Origin of the sequence: Pseudophaeobacter arcticus DSM 23566 (assembly GCF_000473205.1) — a bacterium.
In the GTDB taxonomy this organism is placed as follows: domain Bacteria; phylum Pseudomonadota; class Alphaproteobacteria; order Rhodobacterales; family Rhodobacteraceae; genus Pseudophaeobacter; species Pseudophaeobacter arcticus.
Genome location: NZ_KI421507.1, coordinates 617,120 through 633,233, shown reverse-complemented (window position 1 = coordinate 633,233; position 16,114 = coordinate 617,120). Strand labels below are relative to the sequence as shown.

General features: G+C 56.8%; 9 protein-coding genes, 1 tRNA gene and 1 pseudogene. 1 reads left to right on the top strand and 10 read right to left on the bottom strand.

Features of this window, described 5'->3' with window-relative positions; translation table 11 throughout:
* Positions 1-28: 28 nt before the first annotated feature.
* The 8 genes and pseudogenes from ARCT_RS25590 to ARCT_RS0106980 all read right to left on the bottom strand — a co-directional run bounded on the left by ARCT_RS25590 (position 29) and on the right by ARCT_RS0106980 (position 12,091).
* Positions 29-313, bottom strand: coding sequence for an NHLP leader peptide family RiPP precursor (locus ARCT_RS25590; RefSeq protein WP_036784545.1), 285 nt, complete (start codon positions 311-313; stop codon positions 29-31).
* A 194-nt stretch (positions 314-507) separates the two neighbouring features.
* Positions 508-3,306 (bottom strand): ATP-binding cassette domain-containing protein, encoded by a 2,799-nt coding sequence (locus ARCT_RS0107005; protein WP_027239423.1) that lies wholly within the window; start codon positions 3,304-3,306, stop codon positions 508-510.
* Positions 3,303-5,447, bottom strand: a complete 2,145-nt coding sequence (locus tag ARCT_RS0107000; RefSeq protein ID WP_027239422.1) for an NHLP family bacteriocin export ABC transporter peptidase/permease/ATPase subunit — start codon at positions 5,445-5,447, stop codon at positions 3,303-3,305. The genes ARCT_RS0107005 and ARCT_RS0107000 overlap by 4 nt, the downstream gene beginning before the upstream one ends.
* Before the next feature lie 3 nt (positions 5,448-5,450).
* Positions 5,451-6,797: an NHLP bacteriocin system secretion protein gene (locus ARCT_RS0106995; RefSeq protein WP_084300769.1), complete on the bottom strand. Its 1,347-nt coding sequence runs from the start codon at positions 6,795-6,797 to the stop codon at positions 5,451-5,453.
* A 442-nt stretch (positions 6,798-7,239) separates the two neighbouring features.
* The gene (locus ARCT_RS27010) at positions 7,240-9,492 is read right to left on the bottom strand and encodes an ATP-binding protein (RefSeq protein WP_161631298.1); all 2,253 of its coding nucleotides are present in this window, start codon (positions 9,490-9,492) and stop codon (positions 7,240-7,242) included.
* A gap of 160 nt (positions 9,493-9,652) precedes the next feature.
* Positions 9,653-9,856 (bottom strand): annotated as a pseudogene (locus ARCT_RS27480) (transposase); the annotation flags it as partial.
* A 254-nt stretch (positions 9,857-10,110) separates the two neighbouring features.
* A tRNA-Leu gene (locus ARCT_RS0106985) sits at positions 10,111-10,197 on the bottom strand.
* 187 nt (positions 10,198-10,384) lie between these two features.
* Complete coding sequence (locus tag ARCT_RS0106980) at positions 10,385-12,091, bottom strand: caspase family protein (protein ID WP_240476273.1); 1,707 nt, start codon at positions 12,089-12,091, stop codon at positions 10,385-10,387.
* Positions 12,092-12,277: 186 nt separating this feature from the next.
* Here ARCT_RS0106980 and lipB point away from each other — a divergent pair, with 186 nt between their 5' ends.
* Positions 12,278-12,958: a lipoyl(octanoyl) transferase LipB gene (gene lipB / locus ARCT_RS0106975; protein WP_276202248.1), complete on the top strand. Its 681-nt coding sequence runs from the start codon at positions 12,278-12,280 to the stop codon at positions 12,956-12,958.
* Positions 12,959-13,072: 114 nt separating this feature from the next.
* Here the strand turns inward: lipB and ARCT_RS0106970 are convergent, their stop codons facing one another.
* Positions 13,073-14,602 carry an alpha/beta fold hydrolase gene (locus ARCT_RS0106970; protein WP_161631297.1) on the bottom strand — a complete coding sequence of 510 codons (1,530 nt, stop codon included), beginning with the start codon at positions 14,600-14,602 and terminating at the stop codon, positions 13,073-13,075.
* A gap of 734 nt (positions 14,603-15,336) precedes the next feature.
* Positions 15,337-15,762, bottom strand: a complete 426-nt coding sequence (locus tag ARCT_RS0106965; RefSeq protein WP_027239417.1) for an HIT family protein — start codon at positions 15,760-15,762, stop codon at positions 15,337-15,339.
* Positions 15,763-16,114 lie beyond the last annotated feature (352 nt).

Here is a 16,114-nt window from a genome sequence, read left to right as displayed (position 1 = left end):
CCAGCCGGAGCGCTTGATCCGTCGCGGATTACATAATGGTGACGGTGCAGCTGCGACCACCACCAGCGACAGCTTCCAGATCCGCATCGGACAGGTCTTCGCTCACCGGGTCGGGCAGGACCAGAGTCAGATCTGCGCCCTCATTGGCCACCAGCCGCAGATTGAAACCTTCGGGCAGAGCCTTGCCGGACACAGTTTTGATTGCTGCGGCAGGATCAGCAAGGGCGCTCTGATAGAAATTCGCATCACTTGCGCAGCGCTCCATCAAAGCGGAGATGGCAGTATGTTGATCTTCTTCGGTCCAATTCGACATAATAAGTTCCTTACGTGAAGTTTTAAAAGGTCCCTGCCCAAAGGTGGCATGACAAATAGGCCCACCGGAGCAAAAGGCGCGATGGTATTGTGAGGAGACGATAAAATGAAAAGGGTTAATTAGTTTCAAAGGGCCTGTTGGAATGCGTGCTTTTTGAGGGATCCTGCGCAATTATTTCGTGCAGAATGCCAAAATCAGACAAGCTGGCGCTGTGCCAGGGACGCAAATTTGCCCTCCAGCGCCATCAGGCTGTCATAGTCTCCGACCTCTACCACCTGGCCATGATCCAGCACGATGATCTTGTCAGCTTTCACCACCGTGGACAGCCGATGCGCCACGACAATCCGCGTCGCCGTCATCCCGTCCAGCGTTTCGGTCACAATGGACTGTGTCCGGTTGTCCAAAGCACTTGTCGCTTCATCCAGCAACAGAACCCTGGGGCTGGCAGCAATGGCGCGGGCCAGCATGATGCGCTGAACCTGGCCACCAGACAGACCACCAGATGATTCAACAACCCCGGTTTGTAACCCCATGGGCATCTGCTGAATGTCGTCTGCTAGTCCCACCTGACGAATGGCCCTGCTCACCTGCTCCATCGGCATGCCAAAATTGGTGCCGACGATATTGTCATAGATTGAGCCAGGCAGCAGTTTGGCATCCTGCATGACCACACCAAACTGTCGCCGCATCAAGCGTTTGTCGATATTTCGCAGGTCGATTTTGTCCAGGCTGACAGACCCTGACTTTGGAGTCTCAAACCCCATAAGCAGCCGCAGCAGGGTCGATTTCCCGCAGCCCGAGTCCCCGACCAGCGCCACATATTCGCCAGCTCCGATTGTCAGGCTTAGCCCATCCAGGATCATCGGCCCCTGGTCTTTGTAGGCAAAGCGCAGATTGGTGAGCGAGAACTCCCCCAGGAGCGCGCCGGGATCGGTACCGCCCTGACTGTTTTCGGGGACAGCTTGCAGAATGGGGGCTGCAAAGTCATAGATCGGCTTAAAGCTTGCCAGCTGCGTCGCCGTGCGGGTCAAATGGCCCAGCCCAGTCATGAAGCTGGCAAAACATGTCAGAAAACTGACCAGACTGGCCGTGGAGAATTCATTTTCACTGCCGCGCAGTCCAATCACCACAAAGACCATCAATGTGGCCGTCGCAAGGAAGGAGCCACTAAAGGTCTCCATCAATGCCGCCATACGCTTTTCCCGGTAGGCCGCCGATTGTTGCAGCTGAAAGGCCTGTGTCCAGCGTTCAAATGCAGGCGCCTCGGCGGCGGCAAAGCGCAGTTTTTCAATGCCCTGCGCAATATCCATCATACGGGCAATAACGGGCCCGCTGGTCAGAATCTGACTGCGGGCGGCAGCTGTTTCTGCCCGGCCCAGAAAGGCGGCAATGGTGATAAAAACGGCTGCTGCCCCGAGCGCGGGCAGCACAAGTCCGGGGGCAAAATGAAACATCAAGCCAAAGCTCAGGAACGAAAACAGTCCCGACAGGACGCCGGTAATCATGCCATTGGTCACCAGCCGCTCCAATCGGCTGATCGCCAGGGCGCGCTGGGTCAGCTCCCCCGATGAGTAGCTGCGAAAGAACCCGGTGGGCAGGCGTAATATCCGGTCCATGACGGATCCCTGGATCCAAAGCGTCGCGCGGGTTTCAATCCTGGCTGCCGCAATCTGGGAAATAATGCCGATGGCAAATTGCACCATCGCAACCAGGGCAAGGATCACGCCAAGCTGCACCAAAAGCGCCTGACTTTCCTGCGGAATGATTTTGCCAACCAGAATGCCCGCACCAATTGGCAGCACCAGTGCCAAGAGGCTCATGGCCAGGCTGACCGCAAAGACGGTCCAAAGATCCGAGGCGCAGATGCGAAACACCCGCCCGATCAAATCCCAGCCAGTGACGGGCTGATCTGGAAGCGGCCAATAGAGAAACAGCCCCTGCCCCTCCCAAGTCGCTGCCATCTCGGGACAAAAACGCCGTTTCTCCCCATTGGCATCCTGCACTACATAGGATCTGGTCTCTCGCATAACCGTGAGAACCTGCCCGTCGCCATCAAATGCGACAAAGTCACCGCAGTCCTTGCGCCACCATTTTTCCGTCAGCGTGATTGAGCGGTAGCGAATGTTGTTGGCCTCGCACAGGGCGCAAATATAGTCCCGTCCGGTCAGACCCTTGGAATTGTCAACCGCAGACAGGCCCAGGCCTACCCGCTTGGCGAGATGCGCAATCTGGCTGAACCCAGCTGCCGCCTGAGCACCGCTATCTCCCTGCTGTGCTGCTGCCCCTGTCGCCGACAGGGACGCGCTCAGCTGTCCAAAAGCACGGTCCAGGCGGGCTGCGTCCTGTGTTACCTGCTGCGCGCGCCGCCGGATCAAGGCCTCACTTTTGCTTTGGCCCCCGGCGGCAATGGCCTGCGCCAGGTGCCCATTGGCCGCCGCAATGGCAGCGGCGGCCCTGGGCCTTGCCAAAAGAGCCTCGGTATCGCGGGCAAACACAGAGTTTGGACTGCCATCTTGTGGAAAATGTGGTCTCGGGAGCGCCTCTGCGCCATCTGGGCCTTTGACCCAAGTAATGCCCTGCGCCACCACAGCCTGATCTGTCGGCGCCCTCCCCTGCTGATATTCCTGCGCAATATTGTTGAGACGCGCCAGCCAGATATCAAGGCTCAGCGCGCGGTGCAGTCTTTGCTCGGGATCTGCATCCGGGCTGCAATAGACAGACAGCTCTATCGGGCACAGCCGCAGATCGCCGCGCGCCCGACCAGACAGCCCAATCCTGCCCTCCAGACCGAGAATGATCTCGCCCTCAACCATCTCTGCTATGACCTGTGACTGGTCACCGCAGACTATGGCGAGATCCAGACGCCCGTTTTTGATCAGGAAACACCGGTTTGCCCCCTGCAAAGAGACATGCGCGCCGTCGTCGTACGCCACCATGTCCTGATCGGCCCTGTGCAGCGGGCGCTGTGCAGCGGCTTGGGGCTGTGCGCTCATGCGGCGATCATCCTCTGATAGGGACCCTCCACATCGCGCAGGCCTTGGTGCGTTCCCCGTTGCACAACACTGCCATGATCCAACACCAGAATCTGATCGCAATCACGAATGGTCGACAACCTGTGGGCCACGATCACACAGGTGATCCCCAGCCGGGCAATATTTTGCATCACCTTTGCCTCGACGATGGGGTCTAGGGCACTTGTGGCCTCATCCAGAACCAGGATGGAGCCATCGCGCGCCAGCGCCCGGGCGATCTCGAGCCGCTGGCGCTGGCCACCGCTCATATTGCGCCCGCCTTCTTCGACCTGCGTGTCGTAACCGTTTTCAGTACCGGCAATGAACGCATGGATTTCAGCCGCCTGCGCCGCAGCGATCACCTGCTCGTCGGAAATGGTTTCATCCCACAGGCGGATGTTGTCGCCAAAGCTGCCTTCAAAAAGGACGATATTCTGGTCAACAACGGCAAGGGAGTTCCGCAAGACCGCGCGTGGCAGATCTTCGATCGAAGTCCCCTCAAAGGCGATGTGGCCGGACCAGGTCGAATAGGCGCCTGTAATCAGCTTGGCCAGGGTTGATTTGCCGCTCCCCGAGCCGCCGACAAGGGCAATACGTTGTCCCGGGGCGACCTCAAGATCAAGGTTGGCAATCAAAGGCGGTGACAAGCGGCTGTAGCCAAAACTCACATCTGACAATGAGATAGCTCCGTTTAACCGCGATGCCTCCCCTGGCCCCACCTGGTTGCGCCGCTGCGAAAACTCACCCGCCTCCGCGCTGCCGGTAATATCCCTGAGCTGGTTCAGTGGTCCCTGCACTTGTTGCAGCTCTTGTACATTGGCCATCAGCCCCTGAAACGGCCTGTCCATCGCCGCGAGCAAGGCCTGGAAGGCCACCAGGGATCCCACCGTCAGCTCCCCGGCCATGACCTCAAGCCCACCGATCACCAGGGTCAGGGCCTTGCCAAAGAAGGACACAAACCCCGGCGTGACCTGCAACACCGATTGCCGAAGGGTCAGCTCGGCCTGTCCGTTCACCACATTGGCATGGGTACCGGCCCAGCCTTCAAAATATTTGCCTTCGGTGCCCGAGGACTTGATGCTTTCAATCGTCTGCACCCCCACCATGGTCTTGCCGGTCAGCTTCATGAATTCGATCATTGTCTTGATCGAAAGCTGATCCATGCGCTGCTGCACCACCAGGATCAGCACGCCGCTGCCCAGAACCAAAACGCCCACTGCCGCCGCCATTTTGAGGCTGTAAAGCGCCATGACCGCGAGAAAGAAGATCAGGGTGATCCCCTCCAACGTCGCCGCAACCAGGCTTTTCCCGGCCAGTTGCGCCACCCGTGCGGCCATCTGCCCCCGCCCGGCCAGCGCCCCTGAAAACCTTTGCTGAAAGAAAGGAAGGGGCAACCGCAGTAAGCGCCAGGCAAGCCTGGCATTCAGCGACAGGGCCAGTTTTGCTTCCAGTTTGGCGCTCAGCAAACTGCGCAGGGCCATCAGCCCCGTCTGAAGGACAATCACCGCCAGCATCATGACTGCAAACCAGAATAGCCAGTCGTCCTGCCCATCCATCAAAATATCGTCGACAAAGGCCTTGCTGAAAGCGGGAATAGCCAGCCCAGGCACGATCAGGGTGATCCCACAGAGCAGGATAAGCTGGGTCGCAGTGCGGTCCCATTCCAGATACCCAAGCAGCGAAGACAGCTTCCCGGGTGGGCCTGGTCTGCGTTCAAACGCCTCTCCCGGTTCCAGCAACAGGGTGATGCCCGTGAACATCTCGTCGAACGCCTCATGCTCAACAATGCGCCGCCCGGCTGCGGGATCATTAATGCGATACCGCTGCGCCGAAACGGCTTCCAGCACCACAAAATGGTTCATATTCACAAAGATGATCGCAGGCAGGGGAATTTCGGCAAGGCGCGGCAGCTCAAGCCGTTTGGCGCTGGCCGTTAGCCCATGTCGGCGCGCGCCCTTCAACACATTGGCTGCGGTGGCCCCATCACGGGAGACGCCGCATTCAATCCGCAGGTCCTCAAGCGGAATATGGCGGCCATGAAAGGCCAAGACCATGGCGAGCGAGGCCGCGCCACATTCTTCGGCTTCGATCTGCAGGATCGTGGGAGTTTTGGCACCCTTCATGGCTCAGCCCCCAATCCGGGCTTTGGGCTGCGCAACCGAGACTGTTTCTGGGGGCGGGCCACGTCCTGCCAGAGCGGGCAGAAGCGCATCCAGTTTGGGAAACACAAAGCTTGCAATACGCTTGCGGTCGACCACAAAACTGGCCGTCGTCAAAGTGCCCGGATGGATCCGAAACGCAGGCCCGTCCTGGGTGGACCAGGCAAGCCCGCTGGCCGTGCGCGCATCGCCTGCAAGGGTTACCAAAACCTCCCGAACCGGCCCATTTGCCGACAGTGCCGCAACCAAATCCGGGTTCTGCAAACGCTTTAACAGCTGCGCCTGCGTCGCTGGCAGAACCGAGGCCTCAATGATCTGACCATGAATAAATCCATCGCGTTCCAGTTCAACGGATGCAGGCACCACCTGAACTGCGCCACCCGGCTCCAGCCTGGCTGCATTGCTGGCGTCCACATAGAGAACCGCCAGCAATGCAGGGGTCGCTGGCTGACCTGCGGGTGCGGCAACCGCCTCTGGCAGGATTTCAAAGAGGATGTCATTGGCGCTGACCTGATCACCGATGCTTTTGGTGCTTTCCGTCACAATGCCTGCGGCCGCGGCCCGGATCTCGACAATGCGCTGATAGTCTGCTTGCAGCTCTTTCAGCCTTTCACGATCCGTGAGTATTTGGTTTTCATGGGCGGCAAGATTGGATTGGGATTCATGGATATCTGCCAACGCCGTGGTGCGGGTTGAAGAAAAGTCGAACTGCGCCGCGCTGAGGTTCTGACGGGCGTCTTCCAGAGCCTGAAGGGTCTCCAGCAATTTTTGCTCGACGATCAAGCCCTTGTCAAAAAGCACCTGACGCTCTTGTCTGAGTTTGGCCAATCTCACAATGCGGTCGCGAAAATTGCTGGTCCGGTCCTGGTGGAAGGTCTCGGCATCCGCGAGTTCCGCCTCTAGCGAAGCCACAAATTTTTGGTGCACCTCGCGGATTTGCGCAAGCATGGTTTCGCCCCGGGCCAAAGCGGCCTTGGCCTGCGAAATGCCTTCTTGCATCTTGAAATTTTCCAGGCGTGCAAGCAAATCGCCCGCTTGCACCCGGTCACCAACCTTGACCGGTTGCACGACCACGATGCCGGTCCCCTGTGCCCGCGCCGCGACAATTTCCCCCTCCGTCAAAAGAATGCCGCTGCCGTCAACCTTGACTGGAGCAGTCGCAACCAAAGCCCAAATCAAAAATGCAAAAACGCTTGCGACAAGAAGCAGAGAGGCCAACCACCCAAGGGGGGGAACCACGGTCAACATTGCGTCCAATTGCTCAGGTGACCGCGCCTTTTTGAGGGCGGACCTTCTAATCTTGTCCGATAGCATGTCTGGCCTTCAAAGCTGTTGGCTTTTAAATTCATGAGGTTTCAGCTCACCCTAGGCCTCGTTACCTTGCGATAAGTTTAATCAGTGATGGATGCCGGTCCTGCAAAACTGGACAGCCTGCCGGGTACAGGCCACATATAGCCAACACAGGGCAGTTGCAGCGAGGGCGGTTGCAGCGAGGACCACACGTTCCGTCCACCGGGTGGCCGAATACCCCGGCCTCGTGCCACCCTTTGGGCAAACCTATATCCAGCAAACTGGCGCACAGGCTATTGTGCTGTGTTTTGCTATTTGACGGGCCTTGGCGCAGAGGGTGCCTGGCCGTCGGTGCAGATGGTCTGCGAGGGTTGCGCTGGAATGCATTTGCCTTACCAAAAAGCCAGATCTTGCCGCCCTCATTGTCGAGGGGCAAACATACCTGAGTTTGTCATGGTTCAGTTGTTCAACCTGGTGTTACTTTTTCCCGCCTGCCCTCCAGGATCGAGTCGATGGCTGCCAGCAGGTCAGACCTGCCAACTGGCTTCATCAATCGACAGTCCTCTGGCTGCAGACCATTGCCGTGGATCATTGCCTCACTGGCGTAACCGGACATAAAGACAAATGGGACAATTGGATCAGCCTCCCGGATCTCCCTGGCAAGATGTGTTCCCTGGAGCTGTCCGGGCATTACGATGTCAGTGATCACAACGTCAAAGTCTCGCAGGGCGGTCCAAGTGGCAAATGCCTCATCTCCACTTCTCGCCGTGGTCACAGTGTATCCGGCTTCCGTCAATATTTCTTCGAGTGGCTGTAACAGCGCAGCGTTGTCTTCCACGAGCAGGACCTTGGCGTCATCTGAACGGACAGAACGGGCTTTCCTCACTGGCAGAGCGTCAAAGGAGCTGTCTTGACGGGTCGCCTTGAAATACAATTTGAATGTCGTGCCAGAGCCGAGTTCGGAATAAACGCGTACAGCGCCACCAGATTGTTTCATGAACCCATGCACCATGGAGAGCCCGAGGCCGGAGCCTTTTCCAACCTGCTTGGTTGAAAAGAACGGTTCGAAGATCTCGTTGAGATGTTGGGGGTCTATACCGGTCCCAGTATCTGAGATGGCCAACATGACATATCTGCCTGGCTTGATGTGTTCATTCCTGTCATCCAAATATTCATTATCCAGTCGAACGTTTGCTGTTTCAATCGTCAGGCGACCACCATCAGGCATCGCGTCTCTTGCGTTCAGTAGAAGGTTGAGAAGTGCGCTCTTGGTGAGAGCATCATCCGCCAAAAATGGCCAAATCGACCCAAGGAGAGATGTTTGAATTTCTATGTTGGCGGGAAGCAGGCGTTCTGCCCAAGTCAGCACTTCTCTGACAACGGAGTTCCCGTCCAAAATCTTGGGATCCAGGTGTGATTTTCTCGCAAAGCTCAGCACGTTCTTCGTGATCTCAGCACCCCGTTTTGCAGCCTGGATCGCGTTTGCTCGATAGCCTGAATGGCTCTCTGCCTTTTCCTCTATTTCCATCAGCTCAAGATTGCCGAGAATGACTGCGAGAATATTATTAAAATCATGCGCCATTCCACCGGCCAAATTCCCAACAGCCTCCATTTTCTGAGATTGCCGAAGCTCGCTCTCCAGATCAATCGTTCTTGAGATATCCTGAAGAACGCCAACAAAACCATATATATTGCCCTGATCGTCGATCACGGGCTCTCCGGTATTTGCAACAAAAAGATCCGGTCCCTCTGCAATCTTTATTTTGTGAAAACAGGTATATGGTTTCCGCAGGTGAACGGATTTAGATATCTTGCTTTCCAGCATTACCTTGTCCGCGTCAGGCAATAGAGCAAAGAATTTCTCCAGCGTATCTGGAGCATCGGAACTTGAGAGAGCTAGAATTTCTTGCATTGATTTTGAGGTTTGCAGGGCGCCATTTTTTAGCACCTTCCAGTGACCTAATCTTGCAATCCGCTCAGCTTGCAGCAGGGCCGCCTCACTCTCACGAACCTTTACGCGTGACTTTTCAGCGATGTGCCGAAGTCGAACCTGCGTCAGTGTTAATGCCAGCAATGTGAGCACGAAGGCGCTGAAGCACGCAACTCCTACAGCAACAAAGAGCCATCTGCGTCCCTGCATTGCATTGATCAGTTGGAGCTCGAAGGCTCGTATGTTCTTCGCCGCATCAATGTCCGACAGACGTATCTGAGTATCGACTTCAACGGCAGACTTTCCAGTCAGCTGAAGTTGCCTGGCCTTGTCTATCATCGCTCTGTAGTCTGACAATGTCGCTTCCAGAGAGGCAAGATCGGCCTGCAGCCCTACCGATCGCGCGGTGGCGCCTGTCCTTTTGAGAGCGGAGACTATTTCTTCATAGTCGTCTTCAGCTTTATCAAAGTAGTTCTCATCCTGACGGAGAACCCCATTTTTGAAATTGTGAATAAACCCATCATACCCAAGAGCCCGCTCAAGTTGTATAACCTGCCTCGGCAATACATAGAGAGCTCTATCCAGCTCAATCACTCTGCTCGCCAGGAAAATTGCTGACAATGCAAAGATCACTGCAACAGAACCAGCAATCAGCAATCGGCTTTTGACCAAGGTCATGGTGGAAAACTCGCGAAACGTTTCACATTCACGAGACAGGTTGTTCAGTTTTTTGTCAAGTTTTTGTCTGACCAACCCGTTATAAACGGGGATAGATTTTTCCCAAATCAAACACACCAATAGAGCGCATAACGTAAAATTTTAGATAATTCAAATCTGAATCCGTTGATTCCCAAGCAAGCGGGAGACCCACAGCAAAAAATACCTTGAAGAAATTTTTATCTAAACTCTGAGCAATTTTGGAGGGGCAGCGGTGCTTTAGGGGGAGGGTTCATACCCAGAAGATGACCGTAGCTGCGAGTGCGATGGCTGAGAGGAAGACCTTGGGACAGCGATCATAGCGGGTCGCCACGCGCCGCCAATCTTTCAGCCTCCCGAACATGATCTCGATGCGGTTCCGGTGTTTGTAGCAGCGCTTGTCGTATCGAACAGTTGCCTTGCGCTGTTTGCAGCCTGGGATGCAGGTGCGTATTCCAAAACCTACCAAAGGCAGGGAACGTTCACTACCGGCTGCCTTAAGGCGCCTCATGGGGTTTGGGCGTATGTGTATGACGTACTTCAGACTTTGGACTTGCCCCCTGGAGGGCATCTGACGGCGAGATGCGATCTTTGGCGTTCTACGATTGTAGTAAAACCTGCCTTTGCGTTCGAATGTGTGCTTGATATGTCCCAAGTTACTTTCTCCCGAGTCGAAAAAACTAAGGGAAAGCAATTCTTAACTTTGGATAATGGTGCGGTCGAGAAGACTCGAACTTCCACGGGTGTTACCCCACAGCGACCTCAACGCTGCGCGTCTACCAATTCCGCCACGACCGCACTGTCTAGGCTTGGTGTGGGGGTATTAGACGAGCCATGACGAGAAGTGAAGAGGCAAAATCAAAGAAATTAGGATTTCACACCAGGGCTGCAAAATCCGTCCGGATTCCCCAATTTCAAACACAGTTCGGGGGAGTGGATCTGCTCCACTCCCCCGCTGACAGGATCCCCAGTCAGGAGAATATCGCTATTGATCGGCCACCTGTGACGACAAGAACATTTCGCCAGACATCTGGTCGTAATAGGCTGGGAATTGTTCATGGTTCACTGTGGCTGCCAAGTGCTGGACATCACGGCGAACCTGCTTTGCGAGATCATGCAGCGACATTCCCTTTTCCTGCAGACGCGGCAGCAGGGCGCGGGTGAAGACCGAATTTGGGTTATTGTCGTCATCTGACAACCGATCCAAAGCTGTTTGACCAGCCCCGGCGGAATAGAGGATGAAAGCGCCTTCTGGTGGCTCCATACGTACCAATCCACGGGCACCGCCGACTGATCTTTTGCCATCCTGCGAGAACGGGTTATTGCGGCAGGCATCAAGAACCATCACGGTTGTTCGCGCGCCCCTGCGCTGGAAGGTCTCCAGAATGCGGCCTGCAGGGATGCTCTCTCCGGTGAGGAAGCTCTCATCGCCGTAGTTCACCACCGGCACGTCTGACGGCAGCAGATAGTTTCGCCCGTCCACCTCGATGCCATGTCCGGCAAAATAGAACAAAACCTCATCGCCCGGTTCAATCTGGCCAGCCAGGGTTGACACGGCGCTGTTGATCTCACGACGGCTGGCATCATAGAGCGTCAGCACATCAAACCCGAGGTCGACCAGCGCGCTGCTGACCGCCGAAGCGTCGTTCCGGGCTTTTTGCAAAGATTCCAGGTTCTCATATCCGTCCACACCGATCACCAGAGCACGGCGCTGCGTTTGGGGGGCGGCATAGACCTGTTGGTGTGGCTCTGACTGGGCCACAGCTGCAGTCACCGCCGCCGCTGGCGAGCTGAGGGCGGCAACAGCCACGCCTGCGGGTTGCTGTGGCTGCTGCCCTTGGTAAACCTGCCCCTGGAACGGCTGCCCCTGCACGTTTTGGCCCTGCACAGGCTGGCCCTGCACGGTTTGGCCCGGAATTGGCTGACCCTGCACGGTTTGGCCCGGAATTGGCTGCCCCTGATAAACCTGCCCTTGGAAGACCTGCTGCCCCTGATAGGTTTGGCCCTGTAGAACCTGGCCCTGGTAGACCTGCCCCTGATTGACCTGACCGCCATAGCCCTGCATCGCCTGACCCTGCACAGGCTGACCCTGCACCGGCTGACCCTGCCTGAATATCTGCTGTCCATTCACCTGTGGCTGCACGCCATATGTTTGCATCGTCACCGGAGCCTGACCGGCGTAGGTTCCCTGCGGTGGGATCTGCTGGCCATATTGCTGCGGAACCCCAACCATCGTGGTGGCCGGCATGCCGTTCAGCTGCTGGACGGGAACCGCCTGCTGCGGCACCTGCTGTTGTTGCAACTGTTCATTCAGGTAGATCTTCAGCAGGATCTTGGAACCATCGGGATGTGCGCTCGCCTGCTGCGTCGCCTGAAACCCGCTGGCCAGGGCCCGCTGACGCGCCGAGTTCAAAAAGCCGCGCTCATATTCTGTCAATTGGCCTGTCGACGGATAGCCCAGATAGGCCTGATACTGGCTGATCGCTGCGCGCGATTTGCGCCCCATCACGCCATCAGGGGAACCAGCGGGAAAACCGAAATAATTCAGCGAAGTCTGGGTTTCGCGGTTCTGCGTCCGGGCGGCAGAATTGCCTGTACGGCGCGTTGTGGTCGTGCGGTTGGTGCGATTGTTACGATTGGCACCGCTGACAATTGCGCCCCCAATCAGGCCGCCAAGAAGTGCCGCACCCAAATTGTCTGCAAATACTGGCCCAACAGATGACGTTGTGAACATCGCTGCAATCAAAGCAGACTTTAGTGACCTTGAAAACATGTCACTCCCCTTTATAAAACAAGCAGTATGAGATAGTCATATCCCAGCTAGTGCCCTAGGCACGAGTCATTTCGACAAAAAAACACTTCTAAGGCTCATTGCCTTATCCAATCGGCGAGATCTTTGATGGTAGAATGGGTCACGTCTGACAATCTGGTCGACTATGACAGCGCTGTTTCCTTTATGGAAAACCGCGCCGCCGCTATTGCCGCAGGCGAAGCGGAGGAATGTATCTGGCTGTTGGAACATCCACCGCTTTATACGGCGGGCACCTCTGCCAAGATCGAAGATCTGACCGACCCGGATCGCTTTCCGGTCTACCCGTCAAAGCGGGGTGGCCAATATACCTATCATGGTCCTGGCCAGCGTGTAGTTTATGTCATGCTGAACGTGGCCAAACGCGGCCATGACGTGCGCCGCTTTGTGCAAGAGCTGGAGGCCTGGGTGATTTTGGCCCTGGCCGAATTCAACCTCACCGGCCATATCCGGCCGGGACGTGTTGGCGTTTGGGTGGAACGGCCAGACAAACCGCGGCGCGCGGATGGTGGCCTCAGCGAAGACAAAATCGCCGCCATCGGCATCAGACTGCGAAAATGGGTGAGCTTCCATGGCATTTCGGTCAATGTTGAACCCGACCTGGACCATTTTGGCGGTATTGTGCCCTGTGGCATTCTGGAACATGGGGTGACCAGCCTGGTAGATCTCGGCCTTCCCGTCACCCTCTCTGACGTAGATGTCGCCCTTAAACGCAGCTTTTACGAGATCTTCGCCGCAGAGATCGAGTGACCCGCAGGCCCATTGTCGCCCTGCCAATGCAAGCACAAGCAGACGCCCCCCCCCGCGCTCCGCTATCCGGCAGGGTTAGGCACTTAGCCTGTAGCAAATTCGGCACGGAGGCCGTCAACCAACCTGGCTGAACTCTGGGTTTGGAACCGAAGACAAATCTTCAAGCGCCGCAAGTACCAGCTCTGGGCAGACATAAAGCAGGACATCCCCCGCACCGGAACAGACGCGGAGCTGGATCTTCTCGGCACCCAGCACCTGCGGGTATAGGCCATTTTGCCGCACCAGGGCCTCCTCTGCACCACACAGATAAACCGTCTGCTCGGCATGACCGATCATTTGATCACGCCAGTCATCTGGCACCAGCTTCAGGTCGGCCAGAAGCCCCGCCCCGCCCTGCTCCATGATCATAGACAGGCTCAACGAGAGCAGCGATTCAAGCTTCTTCCCCCGGATCTGTTCCCAGCCCTTGCTGCCCGCTCGCGCCTGGTTGCGCACCAGAACTGAAGCTCCCTGTTGCTGAACAGATCTGCTCCACCCCTTGAGAACCAGCGGCACAAGGGGCGGCACAAACCGGGCACAGAGCGCCAAGGCGCGGTGATTGCGGCGGTAGTCGCGGGCCTGGGGGAGCGGGGGGGCCGGAGCAACCCCCAAAAGACCACCCACCCGGCCCCGCAACCGCAGCGCCGCAGCCCGGGCAAAGATGACGCCACTGCGATGCCCCAAAAGTAGCGGGCGACGCAGGTTTTCCTGATCAATAAGCGCCTCAATCTGCGCCACAAAGGCGTCTAGCTGCTGGTGCTTCTCTGGTGGCGGGTGTGAGCCCCCATAGCCCCCGCGCAGAGGGGCATAGACCCGAAAGCCCCCGGTTCGCAGCAGCGGCTGCATTTGCTGCACCCCGGCGATCCCATCCAGCATGCCATGCACAAATATCACCGGCTGGCCGGTCTCGGCCCCCAGCCTGAAACACTGGGTTACACGCCCAAGGCTGTCGCGGAATTCCAGACTTTCCGGCAGGCGTTCGCCACGCGCAATTGCCATATCGCTCGCATGTTCTTGCAATAAAAATCCAACAAGACGCACAAGGTCCGCAGGACCAGGCGCGCCTGCCTTGGCAGCAATCCTTGCCCGATCCTCCACCTGCGCCAGATCCTGTTCCTGGCCAAGCGCCAAGCTCCGCAGGTTATGGACCTCGCGCGCGTTGAGCCCAAAAGTCTCGGCGATAAAGCTATTGGCACTGCCGGGCCAACACACATCCACCAGCTCAACCGATATCGCCACAGGCCCCCCGCCTGCCCCACCTTCTGCGCCTTCTGCGCCAACCCAAACCGGGCGACACAGGAGCGTCTTGTTTCTCACCGGTGTTTCAAGAACCAAAATGTCCTGCCAGGAAAAATCCTGCGATCCAATCCGGTCTACAAACCCCTGCCAGGTTCCGTCGACATGCTGGGCGCGCGTCACCCAGCACAGTAACTCCTGTTTTGCGCTCTCGCGCAGATCCGGTTCTCTGGCCTGCGGCTCCGGCGTTTGCAACAGCTCTCCCTCGAGGGTCACCAGGATCCAGATATCATCTTCTCTGACTGTATTATCCTCCCAGCCGGGGACCGCAGGGTTCTTCCAGACCTTCACCGGGTTTGGTCGACTCATCTGAACCCATTGCTGTTCAAGAATTTCCAAAGCGCGGGCAAAATGAGCCTGCAGTTCCGGCGCTTCAAAAACCGGATTGGGCCCACCTGACATAGGTTTTTCAACCGCAAAGGAGTCAGATTGTTGCGCGGCACTGAACCTGTCGAAAAGCTGAGACCGCAAGACAGTTTCATAAATAGCCGCAACAATTTGTTCTCTGGAGGGTAGAAAATTTGGCTGAAAATCGGTCACACACCTCACCCAATACAAACACACCAATCAGGTGCTACCCCGAGATCTTCAGCAGCTGCAAAATACTGCCATGCGCTTCACCCCATTGACGTTCGCACGCGGCGCGCCGCCCTGAAACGAGGTAAATCTATCCGAACCACAGATCCGCACCGCATCCGGTCAGCGGCCTCAAAAGCACCACACCCACCTGTAATTCGATGCCAGCCCTCACTGGCCCAAATTTCAAGAAACTGTAGTTTCAATTTGAGAAATACTACGCAGCAAAAATATATAATCAACTCTGCGCTGCAAGAAATCTCGATATAATTGCAAAGCAGAGACCTTAAAAAAATTCGGTGATACCACCGAAAACCCACCCGATCCCCACCGCCAACACCCTGTCGTTCTGGCCCTTGCCTTCAGGGTCAGGCTTTCAGAACCGCGCCAACAGTGCCGGGGCGTTGGGGCAGGTTGGAGGGGGCGCAGATCGGGAGACCCAGCCCACCAGGCCAATTGGTCCAAGCCTACAGGGTCGCGACCGCTTCCCGGATTTGGGCAGCATGGGCTTCGATGACGTCACGCTCGGCCATAATTCCAGGGGGGCGCAGTTTGTCTCCCTCGTGGCGCGGCAGAATGTGAAAATGCAGATGAAAGACCTCTTGCCCGCCGGCCGCCTCATTAAACTGCTGCAGGGTGACCCCATCCGCCGAAAAGGCCTTGAGCACGGCTTTGCCCAGTTTCTGCACCGTTTGCATTACCGCAGCCAGTTGTTCCGGGCTGGCGTCCAGGACATTGCGGCAGGGGGTTTTGGGGATCACCAACAGATGGCCATCAGCGCGGGGCATAATATCCATAAATGCCAGGGTGTGCTCATCCTCGTAAACGCGCGCCGACGGGATTTCTCCGCGCAGGATTTTGGCAAAGATGTTTTCGGGATCATAGGCAGTCATTGAGCTGGCCTCCTTCGGGTTGCACTGTTCTGTTTCGCACTGTTCTGCACAGGTCTTCACTGGGGTTTTGCGGTGCATGCCCCCCACGGTCAAGCCATTGAACTTTGGCAGGCCAAACGACCCCTCGCCCACCTGAGGCAGCAAAACCCCAAGAAAAGACCCGCCGGATCCGCGCAAAACCTGTTGAAGCTGGGAAAAACTGCGGAAAAAACAAGTGCCCGCGACAATTAATCTTGATCCAGATCAAACTCCGCCATTGAAGGCCACCACACGGCGCACTAAAACCGCATATGAGTCTACGGCCACCCGGAGTGTTTCCTGGGGCCAAGAAGTTATGCAACAGGAGGCACCT